Annotated in this window: 13 protein-coding genes; 5 read left to right on the top strand and 8 right to left on the bottom strand. The window is 74.9% G+C overall.

Annotated features, from left to right (window positions below):
• Positions 1 to 84 precede the first annotated feature (84 nt).
• The 5 genes from ACIP5W_RS04685 to rpmG all read right to left on the bottom strand — a co-directional run bounded on the left by ACIP5W_RS04685 (position 85) and on the right by rpmG (position 4,824).
• Positions 85 to 2,100, bottom strand: coding sequence for a DUF1996 domain-containing protein (locus ACIP5W_RS04685; protein ID WP_401466978.1), 2,016 nt, complete (start codon positions 2,098 to 2,100; stop codon positions 85 to 87).
• A 196-nt stretch (positions 2,101 to 2,296) separates the two neighbouring features.
• Positions 2,297 to 3,280, bottom strand: a complete 984-nt coding sequence (locus tag ACIP5W_RS04680) for a hypothetical protein (RefSeq protein ID WP_401466673.1) — start codon at positions 3,278 to 3,280, stop codon at positions 2,297 to 2,299.
• Positions 3,281 to 3,505: 225 nt separating this feature from the next.
• Complete coding sequence (locus ACIP5W_RS04675) at positions 3,506 to 4,042, bottom strand: isochorismatase family cysteine hydrolase (protein ID WP_401466670.1); 537 nt, start codon at positions 4,040 to 4,042, stop codon at positions 3,506 to 3,508.
• A gap of 290 nt (positions 4,043 to 4,332) precedes the next feature.
• Positions 4,333 to 4,455 (bottom strand): type B 50S ribosomal protein L36, encoded by a 123-nt coding sequence (gene ykgO, locus ACIP5W_RS04670; RefSeq protein WP_073498960.1) that lies wholly within the window; start codon positions 4,453 to 4,455, stop codon positions 4,333 to 4,335.
• A gap of 204 nt (positions 4,456 to 4,659) precedes the next feature.
• Positions 4,660 to 4,824, bottom strand: a complete 165-nt coding sequence (rpmG, locus tag ACIP5W_RS04665; RefSeq protein WP_073498959.1) for a 50S ribosomal protein L33 — start codon at positions 4,822 to 4,824, stop codon at positions 4,660 to 4,662.
• A gap of 261 nt (positions 4,825 to 5,085) precedes the next feature.
• Here rpmG and ACIP5W_RS04660 point away from each other — a divergent pair, with 261 nt between their 5' ends.
• Positions 5,086 to 5,757 (top strand): lipoprotein, encoded by a 672-nt coding sequence (locus tag ACIP5W_RS04660; RefSeq protein WP_401466665.1) that lies wholly within the window; start codon positions 5,086 to 5,088, stop codon positions 5,755 to 5,757.
• Here ACIP5W_RS04660 and ACIP5W_RS04655 read toward each other — a convergent pair.
• Positions 5,741 to 6,637 carry a DUF72 domain-containing protein gene (locus ACIP5W_RS04655; RefSeq protein WP_401466662.1) on the bottom strand — a complete coding sequence of 299 codons (897 nt, stop codon included), beginning with the start codon at positions 6,635 to 6,637 and terminating at the stop codon, positions 5,741 to 5,743. The two genes, ACIP5W_RS04660 and ACIP5W_RS04655, sit on opposite strands and share 17 nt — an antisense overlap.
• A gap of 148 nt (positions 6,638 to 6,785) precedes the next feature.
• Between ACIP5W_RS04655 and ACIP5W_RS04650 the strand changes: the two genes are divergently transcribed.
• From ACIP5W_RS04650 to ACIP5W_RS04640, 3 genes are all read left to right on the top strand, one after another.
• Positions 6,786 to 9,371 carry a SpoIIE family protein phosphatase gene (locus ACIP5W_RS04650; RefSeq protein WP_401466659.1) on the top strand — a complete coding sequence of 862 codons (2,586 nt, stop codon included), beginning with the start codon at positions 6,786 to 6,788 and terminating at the stop codon, positions 9,369 to 9,371.
• Positions 9,372 to 9,792: 421 nt separating this feature from the next.
• Positions 9,793 to 12,486, top strand: a complete 2,694-nt coding sequence (locus ACIP5W_RS04645) for a SpoIIE family protein phosphatase (protein ID WP_401466656.1) — start codon at positions 9,793 to 9,795, stop codon at positions 12,484 to 12,486.
• 182 nt (positions 12,487 to 12,668) lie between these two features.
• Entirely contained in the window at positions 12,669 to 14,033 is a 1,365-nt protein-coding gene (locus ACIP5W_RS04640) for an FAD-dependent oxidoreductase (RefSeq protein ID WP_401466653.1), read from the top strand.
• An 85-nt stretch (positions 14,034 to 14,118) separates the two neighbouring features.
• On the opposite strand, the gene ACIP5W_RS04635 is transcribed toward ACIP5W_RS04640, so the two are convergent.
• On the bottom strand, positions 14,119 to 15,744 hold the full coding sequence (locus ACIP5W_RS04635) for a serine/threonine-protein kinase (protein ID WP_401466650.1): 1,626 nt from the start codon (positions 15,742 to 15,744) through the stop codon (positions 14,119 to 14,121).
• A gap of 265 nt (positions 15,745 to 16,009) precedes the next feature.
• Between ACIP5W_RS04635 and ACIP5W_RS04630 the strand changes: the two genes are divergently transcribed.
• A complete protein-coding gene (locus ACIP5W_RS04630; protein ID WP_401466647.1) occupies positions 16,010 to 16,549 on the top strand; it encodes a hypothetical protein in 540 nt (179 codons plus the stop codon).
• A 68-nt stretch (positions 16,550 to 16,617) separates the two neighbouring features.
• Here ACIP5W_RS04630 and ACIP5W_RS04625 read toward each other — a convergent pair whose 3' ends face one another.
• Positions 16,618 to 17,118: a roadblock/LC7 domain-containing protein gene (locus ACIP5W_RS04625; RefSeq protein WP_401466644.1), complete on the bottom strand. Its 501-nt coding sequence runs from the start codon at positions 17,116 to 17,118 to the stop codon at positions 16,618 to 16,620.
• Between the last annotated feature and the right edge of the window lie 657 nt (positions 17,119 to 17,775).

Genomic DNA, 17,775 nt, shown 5'->3' with positions numbered 1-17,775 from the left:
TACCGTGCGGCCCGGTGGCGGGGCGGTCTCTCTCGGCAGGGAGCACCCGTTCGTGCCGGTGCCCGCCGGTTGCCCGGCGGAACCTCAGTACGAGCGCTTCGCGGAACGGCGCAGGAGCACGAACCCGCCGATCAGCAGCAGCGCGCCCGCGGCGGCAGGCCACAGGCTGGCGCCGGTCTCGGCCAGACCTCCCTGGGCCTGCGGTGCGGGGACGGGGGGCGGGGTGTCGCCCGTGTCCGCAGCGACCGGGCTCTCCTCGGGGGCCGTCGCGGGGGCACCGACCTCGCCCTCGGCGTCGGCCTCCTGGGCGGGGATCTCCGCCGCCGGCCGGGTCGACTTCGCGGTCGGCTTCGTGTCGACGCGGGGCTCCGCGCTGCGGGGGGTGCCGACGGAGCCGGCGCCGCCCGCGGCGGGCTCGGTCCCGGGCTCCTGCGTGTTCTGGGCGGGGGGCTGCTGCTGGCCTGCGCCCTGGTCCTGGCCGCCCTGATTCTGGCCGCCCTGGTCCTGACCACCCTGGTCGGCGCCACCGGCGTTGTCACCGCCGCCGTTGTCGGCACCGCCGTTGTCACCACCGGCGTTGCCGCCGCCGTTGTCAGCGCCGCCGCCGGCGTTGTCGCCGCCCGTGCCGGCGCCGCAGGTGCGGCCCTCGTTGATGCAGGCGACCATCTCGTTCATCAGGTCCTCGTCGAAGACGTTGATGAAGTCGCCGTGGTCCGTGACCGGCTTGTGCAGCTGCTCGGGGAAGGAGTCCACCGCGAACAGCGGGGTCGTACGGCCGCCGTCCTGGAGGCTCGGCGCGTCGACGTCGTAGACGATGCGCTGCACCAGCTGCGGGATGGCCTTGAAGCCCGCCGGGCAGCTTCCGTCCGCCGCCGCGAACGCCACGTGGGTGCGGTGGTTGGCGCTGTCGATGTTGTTGCCGTCCCAGCAGCTCTGGAAGCGGAAGGTGCGCACGACGTCGCTGCCGTTCGGGCAGAGCGGGTACTTGTCCTTCAGCTGCCGGTCCTCGAAGCCGGTGCAGCTCCACGAGGCGTTGGCGTTGGCCGTGCCGTTGACGAAGGCCTTGGCGTCGCCGGTGATGATGCGCAGCAGCCGGGGCATGGCCGTGACGGTGGAGCGCGGGTTGCCCACGAAGGTCATGGTGGCCTCCTTGGGCGTGACGATCTCGCCCGCGTTGCCCTCGACGCCGCCGCCGGGGGACTGGGCGTCCTTCTCCTGGGCGCCGTTCTGCAGTCGCAGCACGGGCCAGAAGTAGGACGACTTGTCGCCCTGGTCGACGCAGCTTGTCTCGCCGTTCGCGAGGTCGTCGTCCGAGGCGAAGGCGTCGTTGGCCTGGTTGCCCACGTAGTCGTGGAAGTGGTGGGCGCCGTTGGTGACTCCGGGCGCGACGATCACGTTGTCGGAGTTGAACAGGCCGTTCGCGTTGACGCCGCAGCTGGTGGCGAAGGTGCCCTTGGAAGGGCCGGCGCCGGGGTCGGCGGCCTGCCGGGAGGGCTGCACGGACGTGATGTCCGCGAAGTCGGCGGCCACGGGGCCGTTGCCCGCCTGCCCGCCGTTGCCTCCGCCGCCCTGCCGACCGCCGCCTTCGCCGCCGTTGCCCTGCTGCCCGTCGCCGCCCTGCTGCCCGTCGCCCTGGTCCTGCCCGTTGCCTTGGTCCTGGCCGTCCCCTTGGTCCTGGCCGTTGCCTTGGTCCTGGCCGCCCCCACCGTTGCCCCCGGCTTCCTCGCCCGCGTTGTCGTCGGCGGTGCGCAGCGTGCAGGCGGCGAGGTCGGCGAGGCCCTCCGGGCGGTCGCCCACGCGGTCGATGGCGATCCCGATGCGGTCGATCGTCGCGGCGCGCTTCTCCTTCAACGGGTTCATCACCGCGTTGTCGGCGAAGCCCGCGTCGTCGCGCACGGCCTGGGCGGAGTCCTGGAGTTGCCGGTAGGCCGCGGCTGTCTGCTGGTCCAGCAGGGCGAGTTCGCGGTCGACCTCCTCGCCCGCGGCGTCCGGCACCGAGGTCAGCCGGCTGCCCACGTCCGGACAGTCGATGGTGACGGAACCGGAGGTCCAGGGTCCTTGGCCGCCCTCGGTGGCGGAGGCGTAGACGTTCGCGGCCATCAGTCCTCCGCCGCCGAGCATCAGCGCGACCGCGGCGAACGTCGCCCGTCGTCCGCCCGTCGGGCGCCTGCGCCTGTTGTGTCCCACGAAGTGCTCCAAAAAAACGTCGTCGGCGGCCAGGACGTGAAATCCCCGCGGCCTTATACGCGGCGGGGCCCAGGAGTGTTCAACCGCCCCGGAGATTCATGGGAGTTTCTCAGATGTCCACACCCATCCGGGCTTCAGCCCTGGGCGAGGGGGTCTTCGCAACGGTCGGGGCGGCGCTCTCCCGGGCGGCCGACTCGCCTGTGGCGGTCGGGTCAGTGGTCTCCCGGGCGGCCGCCTCTCCCGTGCCGGCCCGTCGGTCCGGCACGGTTCGGCCCGGCGCACGGCCCCCTTCGGGGAACCGGGCGGGCGACCAGGCGCGGAACCGGGCACGGAACAGGGCGGGGCGCCGTCGGCCGTGGAGCAGACCGAGGACGATCGCGGCGGCCACCGCTATCAGGTGCTCACGGCCCGCGAGGTTGGGCCTGGCCACCGACTCCCACACCATCGAGCCGCCGGTGAGCGTGAAGACGACGGGGGCCCGCCGCACGACGGAGATGTAGGTGAACAGGCCCACGACCGCGGCCGACGGGCCCGTGTCGAGCACCTGCCCGGCCTCCGGTGGCAGACCGAACCCCCACCGGTCCGGACCCGCCATGATCATCACCCGTGCGGTGAGGGTGCCGGCCAGCGTGGTCGCGTAGGCGACGGCCAGGGTGCGGGCCCGGCCGATGCTGTTCTCGGCCAGCGCGAAGGCGAGGAACAACTGGGTGATGCCGGCCCAGACCGGCAGGTCGAGCGCGGGGACGTAGAGCGAGACCGGGGTGCGCAGGAGGGTCAGCCACAGCGGGAGGTCGCCCTGGACACCGCCGACGGCCCGCACGACGTCGGCCCCGGCGGGCCGTTGGGCGAGCGCGTGGAAGAAGATGACGCCCCCGACGGCCACACCGGCGAGCAGCAGCCCGGCGGGTCCGCGTCGGAGCAGTCGCCGTACCGGGTCGACGACGATGCCGTGCGCCTCGGCACGCAGCGTGCGCAGGACGAACGCGCCCGCGCCGGTGACGCGGGCCGCCGCGCCGGGCCGCTCGCCCGTCGCGTCGCCGCGCACGGCACGGCCCTCACCGGCGCCGTACCGCCGTTCCTGTGCTGGACGCACGATCCCCAAGGTCTCCCCAACCGCTCGCCGCGCGCGGAGCGCACGGCCGGATCCGGCACCCGCGCGCGGTACCGGCTCGAGGAGCCGGACCCGCACGCCGGGTCATACGCCCATGTAGACGTCGAGAAGGCCTTCGGGGATCACTCCGGGGCTGTGATCAGGCAGAACGCCGGGCCGGGCCCGACCGGGCACCGTCCGCCGAGGTGGTCGTGCCCCGTCCGCCGGTCAGCTCCACAGCTCCTGGCTGTCGCACAGTCGTGCCCCCATGTTGCGTTCCATCATCCGCAGCGCCGCGTCCGCGAGGTCGGCGTGGATGTGGGCGACCGCGTCCCGCGGGACGGTCACCCGGAGGTGGCGGATGTGGGCGTCGAGCGCGGAGTACAGGACGCACTGCTCGGTGACCTGCCCGCACAGGACGAGGTGGTCGATGTCCTGCTGGTCGAGCAGGTAGGCCAGCGGGGTGTCGAAGAAGATCGAGTGCCGGGCCTTGACCACGAAGAGGGAGTCGTCGTCGGGAACCAGCGGCTCGACGAGGTCGGCGTGCGGACCGGAGAGGGCCGTGCCGAGGAGTTCACCGTGGTGGGACCGCCACTCGCCGAAGTTGTCGTTGACGTAGACGACCGGGACGTCCGCCCCGCGCGCCCGCTCCAGCAGCCCGGCCGCCGCCGGGACCACCTCGCGCGCCGACGGCAGGAGCAGGTCGGCGTCGGCGTGGTCGTACGTGTTGATCATGTCGATGACGATCAGCGCGGTGTTGCCCATACCCGCACGGGTTCCCCTCCGGGAGCGAAGACCACGGACTGTCCTCCGACCGGCGGCCCGGCTCGGCGTTGCCGGTGGGAAGGGGTTCCCGGCCGGATCGGACACGGGGGAAGTCGGCGCCGGCCGGGAACGGCCGGGGTTCCCTGGGGAGCCGGCCGCTCCCCCACCGTAGGACGGCCGCCCGGTGTCCGCGCGGCGGGTGGGCGGAGCGGGTGACCGGCGGCGGACAGGCCGGTGGCCCGGGTTCCGGCATCGACCGGAACCCGGGCCACCGGGCCGCTGCGGGGCCCTCAGCCCTGGCGGGCCTTGAAGCGGGGCTCCTTCTTGTTGATGACGAAGGTGACCCCCTTCCGGCGCACGACCTGCGCTCCGGGCCTGGACTTCAGGGAACGCAGGGAATTGCGCACCTTCATGACTGCCTCCTCCTGTGTTGCACTTTCGGGCCGACGCCCTGGGGCGGCCCGGCCTGCGCCTTACGGCAGCGCGCCCCGGCGGGCGGGGCTCAGCGGTTGCGGGGCGCGGCCGGCGAGCGTCCGCCGTTGCGGCTCGGCGCGCTCCCCGGCCGGTGCCCCTCAGCCGGCCCTTCTCGGACGGGCGCCTCGGCCGGCGCGCCTCGGTCAGCGTTCCTCGCGGAACGTGACGTGCCGTCCGGCGACGGAGTCGTACTTGCGCAGGACCAGCCGGTCGGCGTCGTTGCGGCGGTTCTTGCGGGTGACGTAGGTCGCGCCGGTACCGGCCGTGGACCTCAGGGTGACGACGGGGCGCGCCGTACTGCGTGCCATGGGGGCCTCCTTTCACCGGCATCGCCCTCGTTGAGCGGTGCATGCCAGTCGCGCGGTACAACAGCGGAGGGAGCCGGGCCATTCCCGCGCCGAGCGGGGCGCGGCCGACCGGCGGCGGCGCGGACGGCGTCCCCCGGCGACACCCGCCGCGACGACCTGGAGCACCGCCGCCACCTCCCCCTCCGGTGTCGCCCCCGTCTCGGTTACAGTGCTCCGCCGGTATCGAACAAGAAACCGGTTTCGAGCGGAGGAGAGACAGCGGTGCGCTTCGGGGTGGGGAACGGATGGCGGGGCCTGGCGGCGGCCGCCCTCCTGACGGGGCTGGCGGCGGGGTGCGGGGAGTCGGACGACGTACCGGACGCGTCCGGTACGAAGGCGAAGGCGGCGGCCACCGCCGAGGTCGCGGCGCGCGGGGAGAGCATCGGTGCCGTGGGCTCGGCCTGTGAGCTGCCCGTCACGTTCGACATCGCCGAGTTCTGGGAGGCCGAGGCCATCGACGCGGCCTCCCAACAGGGCGAGACCGGCAACGAGATCACCGACGATCTCGCCGACGCGTTCCTGCACCAGGGGCGGGTCACCATGGCCTGCGAGGTCGACGCCAAGCCGGCCGGCAAGCTCGGCTTCCTCCGGGTGTGGACGGGCAGGCCCGGTGATGCCGACGCGCGCGCCGTGCTGGAGGGCTTCGTGACCGCCGAGGAGGGGGCGAGCGGGGCGGAGTACCGCTCGTTCAAGACCGGTTCGCTCTCCGGCACGGAGGTGGAGTACACCACGACGAGCGAGCTGCTGGAGGAGACGAAGAAGGAGCGCGCCCTGGCCGTGAGCACGCCCGACGGCCCCGTCGTCGTCCACCTCGGAGGCATGGACACCGAGGAGCACGAGGCGATGCTGCCGGCGTACGAACTGGCCAAGAAGACGCTCAGGGTGACCGCCTGACGGGGCCGGGCCCGGCCCGGCCCGGCTCATCCCCCACATCGGCGACCAGCTCGCGCATCCGGGCGGCGGCCCGCACGGCCGCGTCGGCGCAGCAGTTGTTGAACAGCACGTGCACCCGCTCGGCCCGGTCGGCGAGCGCGTGCACCCTGGGCAGCCATTCGCGCAGTTCGCCGTCGGTGTACTCGTGCCGGAAGCGGTCCTCCTTGCTGCCGGTCCCCCAGGCGCGGCTGCGGCCGTGGAACCGTACGACCGCCAGCCGTTCGCAGGTCACGGGCGTGACCGGCGGGATCGCGGACGGCAGCGACGGCTCCATGTCGACGGCGACGGCGGAGAAGCCGTACGACCGCAGCAGTTCCGCGGTCGTACGCCGCTGTCGCTCACGCCACCAGTCGGGGTGCCGGAACTCCACGCAGACCGGCCACCCGGCGGTGCGCTCGCGGCAGTCGGCGAGGACGGCACGCGCGCGTGGGCCGGGCCGCAGCCACGGCGGGAACTGGAACAGGACGGCACCCAGCCGCCCCGCCTCACGCAGCGGCAGGATGCCGTCCGAGAAGCGCCGCCACACCTCGTCGAGCGCCTTCGGTGAGCGGACGTCGTCGGGCAGCCCCGGCGGCAGCACCGCGGACCGGGTGGGGTGGCCGGTCAGCAGGGAGAAGGCCTTCACGTCGAACACGAATCCGTCCGGCGTGCGCTGCGCCCACAGCCGACCGGTGCGTTCGGAGGGCAGGGCGTAGTACGTGGCGTCGGCCTCGACCACGGGGAAGTGTTCGGCGTAGTGCCGCAACCGGCCCTCCGCGTCCCGCCGTCCGGACGGGTACCAGCCACTGCCGAGAAGCGCCCGGTCCGTCCACGAACAGGAGCCGATCAGTATCTCGCCCATGGCGGCCGGTTACCCCGGACGGGCGGGGTCAGCCGCGGATCTCTCCGCGGGAGCCGCATCCCGCCGCACCGCGCGGATGCACACCCGCCCCCGCAAGGCGCATTCTTGCTGTGTCGCCCTCCGGGCGGCGCACGGACGAGGTGGGTCGATGACTGGGAGCGCCGGGGACCGGCGGGAGCCGCCCGCTCCGCCAGCCGCGCTGCTGGCCGGGGCCGTGGCGGACGGGCTGCGGACCGGGGGCGGCCGGGCCGGGGGCCTGTACCTGTGCTCCGGCACGCCCGGACTCCTGCGGCTCGCCGTCCTCTCCGGTCTGCCGGGACCCCTGTTCCGTCCCTGGGACCGGGTGAGCGTGGACCGCCCGTTCCCGGTGGCCGACGCCTACCGGCTGGGCGTCCCGGTGGTCCTCGCCAACGCCACGGAGGCCATGCGCCGCTATCCGCAGTTCGCGGCCGGGCTGCCGTTCCAGTTCGGGGCGCTCAACGTGCCCGTCGGCGCGGCGGGCCGGACCTTCGGGGTGATGACCGTGCTGCGGCCGGCAGCCGCCGACGCCGCGGCGGTACTGGCCGAGAGCGACCGCCTGCAGCGCGTCGCCGAGTACCTGGGCGTCGCCCTGCTGCGGAGGGAGGCGGCGGGCGACGGCGTCACCTGGGACGCCGAGCCGCTGTGCGTCCGCCCGCCCGCCGTGGACCGGGCCCCCGGCCGCTTCGGCCACCTGACCTGGGACCCGGCGACGGACGCCGTCACCGCCGACGGTCCCGCCCGCACCCTGCTGGGGCTGCCCGCGGACCGGGAACCGGGCACGCTGGCCGCCCTGACCCGGTCCGTCGACCCGGCCGACGCCCACCGGCTGCCCGCCCTGCTGCGGGAGACCGCCCACGGCCGGCCCCCGCCGCAGCCCGTCCAGGTCCGCCTCGTCGACGGCGGCCTGCGCCTGCTGGAGCTGTGGCCCTCCGCCGCGGCGGCACCCTCCTCCGGCCCGCGTCCCGTCACCGGCGTCCTCCTCGACCCGGGTCCGGGCGCGCTGGCCGACGGCGCCGCCGACCTGCTGCCCGAGGGCGTCTTCTGTCTCGACCGGCTCGGGCTGGTCGTCTACGCCAACCCCCGCGCCGCGCACCTCCTGGGCGTCCCGCGGGACCGGCTGCTCGGCCGGTCCCTGTGGGACGCCGTGCCGTGGCTGAACCAGCCCGCGTGCGAGGAGCACCTGCGCGGCGCCCTGCTGTGCCCGGAGGCGGTGCACTTCCACGTCCGCCGGCCCGACTTCCGGGGGCCCCGGCCGTACGACACCGGCAGCCGGGACAGCCGGCCGGGGCGCGACCGGCCCACGGCCCCGCGCCCGTACGAGGGCGACTGGCTGAGTCTGGCGGTGTACCCCGGCCTCGACGTCCTCACCTGCACCGCCGTACCGGCGAACCGGGTGCCCCACGCCCCGGCGGCCGCCGGGGCCGGCGCCCCGACGGCCGCCGAGCCTCCCGTCGACGTGGAGGCCGGCACTCCCGCGCCCGATCTCGGCGCCTCGACCGCCCCGCCGTACCGGCCCATCGCGCTGGCCATCGCGCTGACGGAGGCGGTGACCGCCCGCCAGGTGTCGGCGGTGGTCATGCAGGAGCTGCTGCCCGCGTTCGGTGGCCGCCGGATCGCCATCTACCTGCTGCAGGAGAGGCACCTGTACCTGGCGTGGGAGAGCGGCTTCCCCGAGGGTTTCCTGGCCCCGTTCGAGGGCGTGGGGCTGGACGCCCGGCTGCCGGGCGTGGAGACGCTCACCACCGGCCGCCCCCTCTTCTTCGACTCGATGGAGCAGATCGCCGAGGCCTACCCCGGCATCCCGATGGACGCGGCGGAGGGCGCCCGTGCCTTCCTCCCGCTGATCGCCTCCGGCCGTGCGGTCGGCTCGTGCATCCTCGGCTTCGACCGCCCGCGCAGCTTCAGCTCCGAGGAGCGCACGGTCCTGACCGCACTCGCCGGACTGATCGCCCACGCGATGGAGAAGGCCCAGCGCTACGACACCGAGGCGGCCCTGGCCCGCGGGCTCCAGCAGGCCCTGCTCCCCCGGCGGCTGTCGCAGCACGCGGGCGTGGAGACCGCCGGACGCTATCTTGCGGGCACCGAGGGCATGGAGGTGGGCGGCGACTGGTACGACGTCGTGGAGGCCGGGGACGGCCTGGCCCTGGTCATCGGAGACGTCCAGGGGCACGGGGTGCAGGCTGCCGCGACCATGGGGCAACTGCGCAGCGCGGTGCGGGCCTTCGCGCTGGGCGACCGGCCGCCCGAAGAGGTCATGGCCGGCACGAACCGCCTGCTGATCGACCTCGACCCCGGCCAGTTCGCCAGCTGCTGCTACGTCCGTCTGGACCCGGCCACCGGTCTGGCCCGGGTGGCCAACGCCGGGCACCTTCCGCCGCTGCTGCGTCACCCGGACGGACGTACACACGTCGCGGACCTGCCGGAGGGGATGGTGCTCGGCGTCGACGCGCGCGCCCACTACGCGGTGGCGGAGCTGCGTCTGGAGCCGGGCGCCGTGCTGGCGCTGTACACGGACGGGCTGGTCGAGCGGCCGGGGCACGACATCGACGACGGCATCGGCGCCCTGCGGGCGGCGCTGGCCGAAGCGGGCGCCCTGCGGGGGCGTTCCCTCGCGGACATGGCCGACCGGCTGACCGCGACCGCCCGCCAGGCGTCCGACCGGCCCGACGACATAGCCCTGCTGCTCGCCACCCGCCGCGACCCGCCGCCGTAGGGCGGCCCGAGCCGCGGACGCCGCGGCGCCGCCGGGATCGACCGTGCCTGCGGACCACCGGCCGCCCGGCGGACCCGCGCCCCGGAGCCGGCACGACCGCCGCCCCGCCCTGTCCCGAAGCCGTCACGGCCCGGACCGAAGCCGTCACGGCCCTCCGCCCGCCGCGCCCGGGCCCCACCCCTCACCGCCACCGCTCTCGCCCGCCCCGCCGGGAGCCGAGACCGGCAGGGCCGCCGGGAGCAACGGGCCGCCGGGCCGCCGGAGCCACCGGACCGCCGGGGCGAACCACCGCGCAGCGGCCGGCAAGGCAGCCGGGACCGGCTCGCGGCACAGGTGCCGCGAGCGCCGCAAGGGTTGCCGCGGTCCATCACACCGCGTAATGCCCCTCGCCTGACGGAGCCGGGCGGTGTAGACATGGCACATGGTCCGACTCCTGGGGCGATCGGGTGCCCGGCCGGCCCGTCGTCCCCGGGCCCCGCTGGTGCGCCGCACGCCCGAGACCTCGCTCGGCGGGCGCAGTCTCGCCGCGCAGGTGTTCGTCCTGCAGGTGGTCGTCGTCCTGTTGCTGGTCGTCGCCGCGGTCGTCGCCCTGGTGCTCCAGGCGCGGCGCGACACCACCGAGGAGGCCCGCAACCGCTCGCTCGCCGTCGCCCAGACCTTCGCGAACTCGCCCGGCATCCTGGCGGCGTTGCGCAGCCCCGACCCGACGGCCGTGCTCCAGCCGCGGGCGGAGGCCGCGCGTGAGGCGTCGGAGGTCGACTTCATCGTCGTCATGGACCCGGACGGCATCCGCTACACCCACCCCAGGCCGGACCGCATCGGCAAGAAGTTCGTCGGCGCGCTGGCCCCGGCGCAGGCCGGCGGGACGGTGGTCGAGGAGATCGACGGGACGATCGGGCGGCTGGTGCAGGCCGTGGTGCCGGTGAAGGCGGCCGACGGCCGGGTCGTGGGGCTGGTGTCGGCCGGCATCACCACCGCCCGCGTCGGCGGGAACGCGAACCGTCAGCTGCCGCTGGTGCTGTCGACGGCCGCGGTGGCGCTGGCCCTGGCCACCGGAGGAACGGCCCTGGTCAGCCGCCGTCTGCTGCGGCAGACGCACGGTCTGGGCCCGCGCGAGATGACCCGCATGTACGAGCACCACGACGCGGTCCTGCACGCCGTGCGCGAAGGGGTCATCATCGTCGGCGGCGAGGGCGACCTGCTCCTCGCCAACGACGAGGCGCACCGGCTGCTGGATCTGCCGCCGGACGCCGAACTGCGCAAGGTGATCGATCTGGGCCTGGACGCCGACACCGCCGAGCTGCTCGCCTCCGGGCGGACGGCGACCGACGAGGTGCACCTGGTCGGGGAGCGGCTGCTGGCGATCAACCAGCGGCCCACCGATGTCGCGGGCGGCCCGGCCGGCAGCGTCGCCACGCTGCGCGACTCGACGGAACTGCGGGCCCTGTCCGGACGGGCGGAGGCGGCGCGCGAGCGCCTGGACATGCTGTACGCGGCCGGGGTGGGCATCGGGACGAGCCTGGACGTGACGCGGACCGCGGAGGAGCTGGCGGAGCTGGCCGTGCCCCGGTTCGCGGACTTCGCGTGCGTCGACCTCTTCGACGCCGTACTGGAGGGCGAGGAGCCGGAGCCGCACGGCGCCCTGCGGCGCACGGCGATGAGCGCGACCCGCGCGGGCGCGCCGCTGTACCCGGCGGGCGGGCGCATCCGGTTCGTGGAATCGTCCCCGCAGGCCCGCAGCCTGGCGGAGGGCCGGCCCGTGCTGGAGGCCCGGCTCGCCGAGTCGCCGGGCTGGCGGGCGCAGGACCTGGAGCGGACCGAGCAGGTGGTGGGGTTCGGCATCCATTCGCTGATCACCGTGCCCGTGCGGGCCGGGGCCCTGGTGCTGGGCGTGGTCAGCTTCTGGCGTTCGGAGCGGCCGGAGCCCTTCGACCCGGAGGAGGTCGCCCTCGCGGAGGAACTGGTGGCGCGGGCCGCGGTCTCCATCGACAACGCGCGCCGCTTCACCCGCGAGCACGGCATGGCCGTCACCCTCCAGCGCAGTCTGCTGCCGCGCACGCTGCCCGAGCAGGGCGCCCTGGACATCGCCTACCGCTACCTGCCCGCGCAGGCGGGTGTCGGCGGCGACTGGTTCGACGTGCTGCCGCTGTCGGGGGCCCGCGTCGCGCTGGTCGTCGGGGACGTCGTCGGGCACGGGCTGCACGCGGCGGCCACCATGGGGCGGCTGCGCACCGCCGTGCACAACTTCTCCGCCCTGGACCTGGCGCCGGAGGAGCTCCTCGGGCTGCTCGACGAGCTGGTCGCGCGCATCGACCAGGACGAGACGGCCGACGGCACCACCGCGCCGGTGGCGGGGGCGACGTGTCTGTACGCGATCTACGACCCGGTGTCCCGGTGCTGCGCCGTCGCCCGCGCCGGCCATCCGCCGCCCGCGCTGGTCCACCCCGACGGGCGGGTGGAGTTCCTCGACGTCCCGGCGGGTCCGCCGCTGGGGCTCGGCGGGCTGCCCTTCGAGACGGCCGAGGTGGAGCTGGCGGAGGGCAGCCGGCTGGTGCTGTACACCGACGGGCTGGTGGAGGACCGCAAGCAGGACATCGACACCGGCCTGGAGCGGCTGCGCACCGCGCTCGCGGACGGCGACGGCTCGCCCGAGGGCACCTGCCGGGTCGTCCTGGAGTCGCTGCTGCCGGCCCGCCCGAACGACGACATCGCGCTGCTCGTGGCCCGTACCCGGGCGCTCGGTGCGGACCGGGTCGCCGAGTGGGCGGTGCCGGTGGACCCGGCGGCCGTCGGCGAGGTGCGGGCGGCGGTGGCCCGGCAGCTGGCGCGCTGGGAGCTGGAGGAGCTGTCGTTCACGACGGAGCTGATCCTCAGCGAGCTGGTCACCAACGCGATCCGGTACGGCAGTCCGCCCGTCCGGGTGCGTCTGCTGCGCGACCGCACGCTGATCTGCGAGGTCTCCGACAGCAGCAACACCTCGCCGCATCTGAGGTACGCGGCCATGACGGACGAGGGCGGGCGCGGGCTGTTCCTGGTCGCCCAGCTCACGGAACGCTGGGGGACCCGCTACACGCCGACGGGGAAGGTGATCTGGGCGGAGCAGCCGCTGCCCTGAACCGGCCGGCGGGGACAGGTCCGGGGCGTTCGGCGGAGTGTTCGGCGGGCGGTCCCGCGAGGGGTCCACAACTCATAAATGGCGCTTATGGGCTCATAGACCGGACCCGCGTACCGGGTTAGGTTTGCCTCAGTTTAGGCTTCCTCCGAGTCGATCTGTCACCGCTCGAAGGGAACCTGATCATGCCCCGCCCCCTGCGGGTAGCCATCGTCGGAGCCGGCCCCGCCGGGATCTACGCCGCCGACGCGCTGCTCAAGTCGGATGTGGCCACCGACCCCGGTGTCTCCATCGACCTCTTCGAGCGCATGCCGGCCCCGTTCGGTCTGATCCGGTACGGCGTGGCCCCCGACCACCCCCGGATCAAGGGCATCATCACCGCCCTGCACCAGGTCCTCGACAAGCCGCAGATACGCCTCTTCGGCAACGTCGACTACCCGGCCGACCTGAACCTGGACGACCTGCGCGCCTTCTACGACGCCGTGATCTTCTCGACCGGCGCCATGGCCGACCGCGAGATGTCGATCCCGGGCATCGGTCTCGACGGCTCCTACGGCGCCGCCGACTTCGTGTCCTGGTACGACGGTCACCCGGACGTGCCGCGCACCTGGCCGCTGGAGGCGGAGAAGGTCGCCGTCCTCGGCGTCGGCAACGTCGCCCTGGACGTGGCCCGCATCCTCGCCAAGACGGCGGACGAGCTGCTGCCCACCGAGATCCCGCCGAACGTCCACGAGGGCCTGAAGGCCAACAAGGCGCTCGAGGTCCACGTCTTCGGCCGCCGCGGCCCGGCGCAGGCGAAGTTCTCCCCGATGGAGCTGCGGGAGCTGGACCACTCCCCCACCATCGAGGTCGTCGTGGACCCCGAGGACATCGACTACGACGAGGGCTCGATCGCCACCCGGCGCGGCAACAAGCAGGCCGACATGGTCGCCAAGACGCTGGAGAACTGGGCGATCCGCGACACCGGCGACCGCCCGCACAAGCTGTTCCTGCACTTCTTCGAGTCGCCCGTGGAGATCCTCGGCGAGGACGGCAGGGTCGTGGGTCTGCGCACCGAGCGCACCGCCCTCGACGGCACCGGCAACGTCAAGGGCACCGGCGAGTTCAAGGACTGGGACGTCACGGCGGTCTACCGCGCCGTCGGCTACCTCTCGGAGAAGCTGCCGAAGCTGCCCTGGGACATCGACTCGGGCACGGTCCCGGACGAGGGCGGCCGGGTCATCGAGGAGAGCGGCGCGCACCTGCAGTCGACGTACGTCACCGGCTGGATCAGGCGCGGCCCGGTCGGTCTGATCGGCCACACCAAGGGCGACGCCAACGAGACGGTGTCGAACCTGCTGGACGACTTCGCCCAGGGCCGTCTGCACACGCCGTCCTCCCCCGCTCCCGAGGCGGTGGACGCGTTCCTCGCCGAGCGGGGCGTCCGCTACACCACCTGGGAGGGCTGGTACAGGCTGGACGCCGCGGAGAAGGCGCTGGGCGAGCCGCAGGGCCGCGAGCGCGTCAAGATCGTCGAGCGTGAGGACATGCTCCGCGAGAGCGGCGCCTGACCGGCCGCGGAAGCGGTGCGCGACCGCTGGTGAGAAGGGGCCGGGCCTGCCGTCCGCGGGCCCGGCCTGATCCGGACGGCAGGCCCTAACCGTCGTCCCGCGGGTGGGTCTCGATGACCCGGCCGCGGAGGTCGGCCTTCAGGTAGGCGCTGCCGTACTCGTCGGAGAGGTAGACGCTCAGGCTCGGGGCGCTGTCGAAGAGGGTGGAGGCCGGGTTGACGATCAGGTAGCGGCCGGTGGGATCGGACACGCCGAGGGTGCGGTCGGCCTTGGTGAGCAGCGCGGGCACGGCGTCCCAGGTGACGTCGTCGAGGTCGAGGGGGACCGAGCCGTCGGTGATCGTGCCGCCGGGTCCGAACTTCACCGCCACGTCCGCGCCCCGGTACATGTAGCGGTCGTACAGCTTGGGGCGGCCCGGCACGGGGGCGGTGGCGATGGCGTACTCCTCGTACACGACCAGGCTGGTGACCTTCGAGCCGCCCGTCGCGCCCGTCAGCTTCGCCACGGCCCTGCGCAGGCCGTCGGCGCTGAGGAGGTCGGTGCGGTCACCGGTGCCGTCTACGGGCGCGGCGCTCGGGGACGGGGTCGTCGTCCCGGTGGTCCGGGACGCGGTGCCGCGCGGCGGGGCCGTGTCGTCGTTCTTCGCGCCCGCGTCCGGGAGCAGCGCCCACACGAGCACACCGCTGAGCACCGTGCTCACGGCGGCCGCGGCGATCGCCGCCCCGCGGGCGCGGCGCGGCCGGCGCGCTCCGGGAGCGGCGGTGACCTGGTCCGGGACGGGGCCCGTCGCCGGGTTCGCCGGCGCGGGGGGCGCGAGCGGATAGGAGGTCCGCAAGGGGGCGGGGGCGTCCGCCACGGGCCGGGGAGCCGGTCCGTCGGTGACGGCGGCCAGCATCCGGTCGACCTGCTCCGCGTCGGGACGGCCCTGCGGCTCCCGGACGAGCAGGGCGGTGAGGACGGGGGTCAGCGGCCCGGCCCGCCGGGGTGCGGGGACGTCCTCGCCGAGCACGGCGGCCAGCGTGGCGAGCGTACTGCCGCGGCGCAGCGGGTGACGGCCCTCGACGGCGACGTACAGCAGCATCGCCAGGGACCACAGGTCGGCGGCGGGGCCGCCCTCCTTGCCGCTGACGCGTTCGGGGGCCATGAAGTCGGGTGAGCCGATGACGGCCCCGGTGGCGGTGAGGCCGACGGACTCGCGGACGGCGGCGATGCCGAAGTCGGTGAGCACGGGCCGGCCGTCGGGGCGCAGCAGGACGTTGGCCGGTTTCACGTCGCGGTGCTCGATGCCGACGGCGTGCGCGGCGCGCAGCGCGGAGAGCACCTCGCGGCCCAGGCGCGCGGCCTCGACGGGCGTCAACGTGCCGCGTTCCAGGCGGTCCTGGAGCGAACCGCCCTCCACCAGTTCCATCACGATCCACGGGTACGTGTCGTCCCCGCCGTCGACGATGTGGTGGATGGTGACGACGTTGGGGTGGTGGACGCGGGCCAGCGCGCGGGCCTCCCGCAGGACGCGCTCGCGCAGCTTACGGGCGCCCTCCGGGTCGTACTCGGCCAGGTCCGGATCGGGGGGCCGCACCTCCTTCACGGCGACGTCGCGGTGCAGCGCGAGGTCGTGCGCCCGCCACACCCAGCCCATTCCCCCGCCGCCGAGCCGTTCGACCAGTTCGAAGCGGCCGTCCACGACCCGTCCGCCGGATCCCCCTGTGCTCATGGAAGGGCAGCTTAGGGCTTCGGCGCGCCCGCCCGTGCCCCGGTGTGACCTCCCCGTGCGCCTGCCGTACGGGCTCGGCGGGAATGGCGTCGTGGGGACACGGGCATGCTGTGGACGAGGTCACCTCCGGTGGGCCGTGCCGGAACCGGAACGCAGTGCCCTTCCCCTTTCCCCGCCCGTGTCGCACGAAGGACATCTGGTCTTGGCTCAAACGTTCCCTGAGGCGCCGTCAGCCCGTCGTCCCGGCCGCTCCTGGACCATTCGTGTGGTCGGGCACCGGGACCGCACCGCGTCGGTCACCTGTTCCTCCGCGTGCGCGATGCCGTCGCGCTCGCGCGATCTCGCGGCCCTGCGCCGCTTCGCCGAAGCCCATGCCGCCGCGCACGCCCGAGCGGCGTCGGTGCGTCACGACGCCGCCTGCGGGTGCCGGCGCGAGCGGTGCGCTCTGCACGAGGGCACGCGGGTCGCCTGCGCGGGCGCGGTCCTGCTGGTGCTGCGGCACGACCCGGCCGTGGGCCAGGTGTGGACGCTCAGCGAGGTCTGCTCCGCCTGCGCCGCCTTGATGCCGCACACCCGGATCATCGGCCGTGCGACGCCGCCACCGGCCCACGCCGGAGGTCCGGGCCCGACGGGCTCCCACGCGGCGGACGTCCGCCCGCCGTCGGCCGCGGCCGTGGCACCGCCGCGGCTGGTGCCCGGCGGCTTCAGCGCACCCGGCGCGCCCCCGGGCGGCGCGGAACGGGTCGTGGGCCGGCGGCGCGGCACCGACCGCCGCCGGGGACGGACGGGGGGCGGCGGCGCGTAGACCTGCTCCGTGGTGCGGGGCGGGGGTGAGGCGCGCAGGCCCGCCCCGCGGTGCGGTCCGCGGCCGGTTCAGCCGCCGTACTCCGAACCCCGCTGGGGTCTGAACTGCCGGGGGATGCGCATCGGCAGGGCGCCCAGGGCGCGGTTCTCGGGTGGGAGCGGGGCGGTGGGAACGGCCGGGTGCGCCGGCTGCGGTGCGGGCCCGGCCGCCATCAGGCCGGCGATGTGGGCGCCGCTGCGCCGGCCTTCGAGGTGCAGGCGGCCGACGTTGGCGCGGTCGTCGGCGAGCAGGGTGAGGACGGCGGTGGGGCCGGCCGCGTACGTGGCGACGTAACCCCCGGCCCCGCGCACGAGGAGTTCGCAGAACTCGCCCCGCGCCGTGAGGTCCACCAGGCGGTGACCGACACCGAGGGCGGCCGCGGTGAGGGCCGCGAGGCCCTCCGGCTGGACGCCGGGCATGTCCTGGGCGAGGACGAATCCGTCGACGCTGGCCGCCAGCGCCCCTGTCAGCTGGGGCATGCGGGTGCGCAACCGGTGCAGTTCGTTCAGGACCTCGGCCTCGACGGCCATGAACCAGTCTCCTTTCGGCGCGAGTCGACGGCGCGGCGGTCACCGGCCCGGCGGGGCCCGGCGGGGCCCGGCAGCGGGCAGCCACCGAGGGCGTGACCCCGAGGTTACGGAAAGTGGCGGTCCCGGGTGGACGCTTTGGCATTTTCCTCCGGAACGTGCGGCCCGGTTCCGGGAAACGGTCCACGGGCTCCGCGAGAGGGCTGTTCCGGGCACGGGAACAGGGCCCGCCCCGACGCGGATGGTGGGCGAGCCCTGTCCGCCGGATCGATTGTCGGCGGCCGTCGCGGCGGGGACCACGGGTGCGTGCCCGCGTCCGTGGTGAACGCCGCACACCCCGTGTGCGGGCCGCGCACGGTCACGGCGGCATCGCGTCGACGTACCGGCCGTACCGGCCGTACCGGCCGCCGTACCGGCCGTCCACACGCAGCGCGCCGCCCGTCTCGCGGAGATGAGCGGCGAACGGCGAACGGCGAGCCGAGGCGGACGACGAGGCCGGCGATCTCCTCCGGTCGGACGGGCCGGTGCGGCGGGGAGCGGGGGCGGAGTTCGCGCACGAAGGCGCGCCGGGCCTCCTGCCGGGCCGGGGCCGACCGCCCCGGAGCGGCCCTCGGGCACCGCCCGCCGCGGTTCCCGAGGCTCCGGTCGAAGGCGGTCGGC

It is taken from the genome of Streptomyces sp. NPDC088766 (assembly GCF_044750845.1).
GTDB lineage: Bacteria > Actinomycetota > Actinomycetes > Streptomycetales > Streptomycetaceae > Streptomyces.
Note: the sequence above shows the minus strand (reverse complement) of the source record. Positions and strands in the feature narration are given on the sequence as shown.

Bases quoted from the DNA above. Each gene is read 5' to 3' on its own strand.
- ACIP5W_RS04685 (WP_401466978.1), bottom strand. From the start codon at position 2,100: ATGGCCGCGAACGTCTACGCCTCCGCCACCGAGGGCGGCCAAGGACCC.
- ACIP5W_RS04675 (WP_401466670.1), bottom strand. From the start codon at position 4,042: ATGGGCAACACCGCGCTGATCGTCATCGACATGATCAACACGTACGAC.
- ykgO (WP_073498960.1), bottom strand. From the start codon at position 4,455: ATGAAGGTGCGCAATTCCCTGCGTTCCCTGAAGTCCAGGCCCGGAGCG.
- rpmG (WP_073498959.1), bottom strand. From the start codon at position 4,824: ATGGCACGCAGTACGGCGCGCCCCGTCGTCACCCTGAGGTCCACGGCC.
- ACIP5W_RS04655 (WP_401466662.1), bottom strand. From the start codon at position 6,637: ATGGGCGAGATACTGATCGGCTCCTGTTCGTGGACGGACCGGGCGCTT.
- ACIP5W_RS04650 (WP_401466659.1), top strand. From the start codon at position 6,786: ATGACTGGGAGCGCCGGGGACCGGCGGGAGCCGCCCGCTCCGCCAGCC.
- ACIP5W_RS04645 (WP_401466656.1), top strand. From the start codon at position 9,793: ATGGTCCGACTCCTGGGGCGATCGGGTGCCCGGCCGGCCCGTCGTCCC.
- ACIP5W_RS04640 (WP_401466653.1), top strand. From the start codon at position 12,669: ATGCCCCGCCCCCTGCGGGTAGCCATCGTCGGAGCCGGCCCCGCCGGG.
- ACIP5W_RS04635 (WP_401466650.1), bottom strand. From the start codon at position 15,744: ATGAGCACAGGGGGATCCGGCGGACGGGTCGTGGACGGCCGCTTCGAA.
- ACIP5W_RS04625 (WP_401466644.1), bottom strand. From the start codon at position 17,118: ATGGCCGTCGAGGCCGAGGTCCTGAACGAACTGCACCGGTTGCGCACC.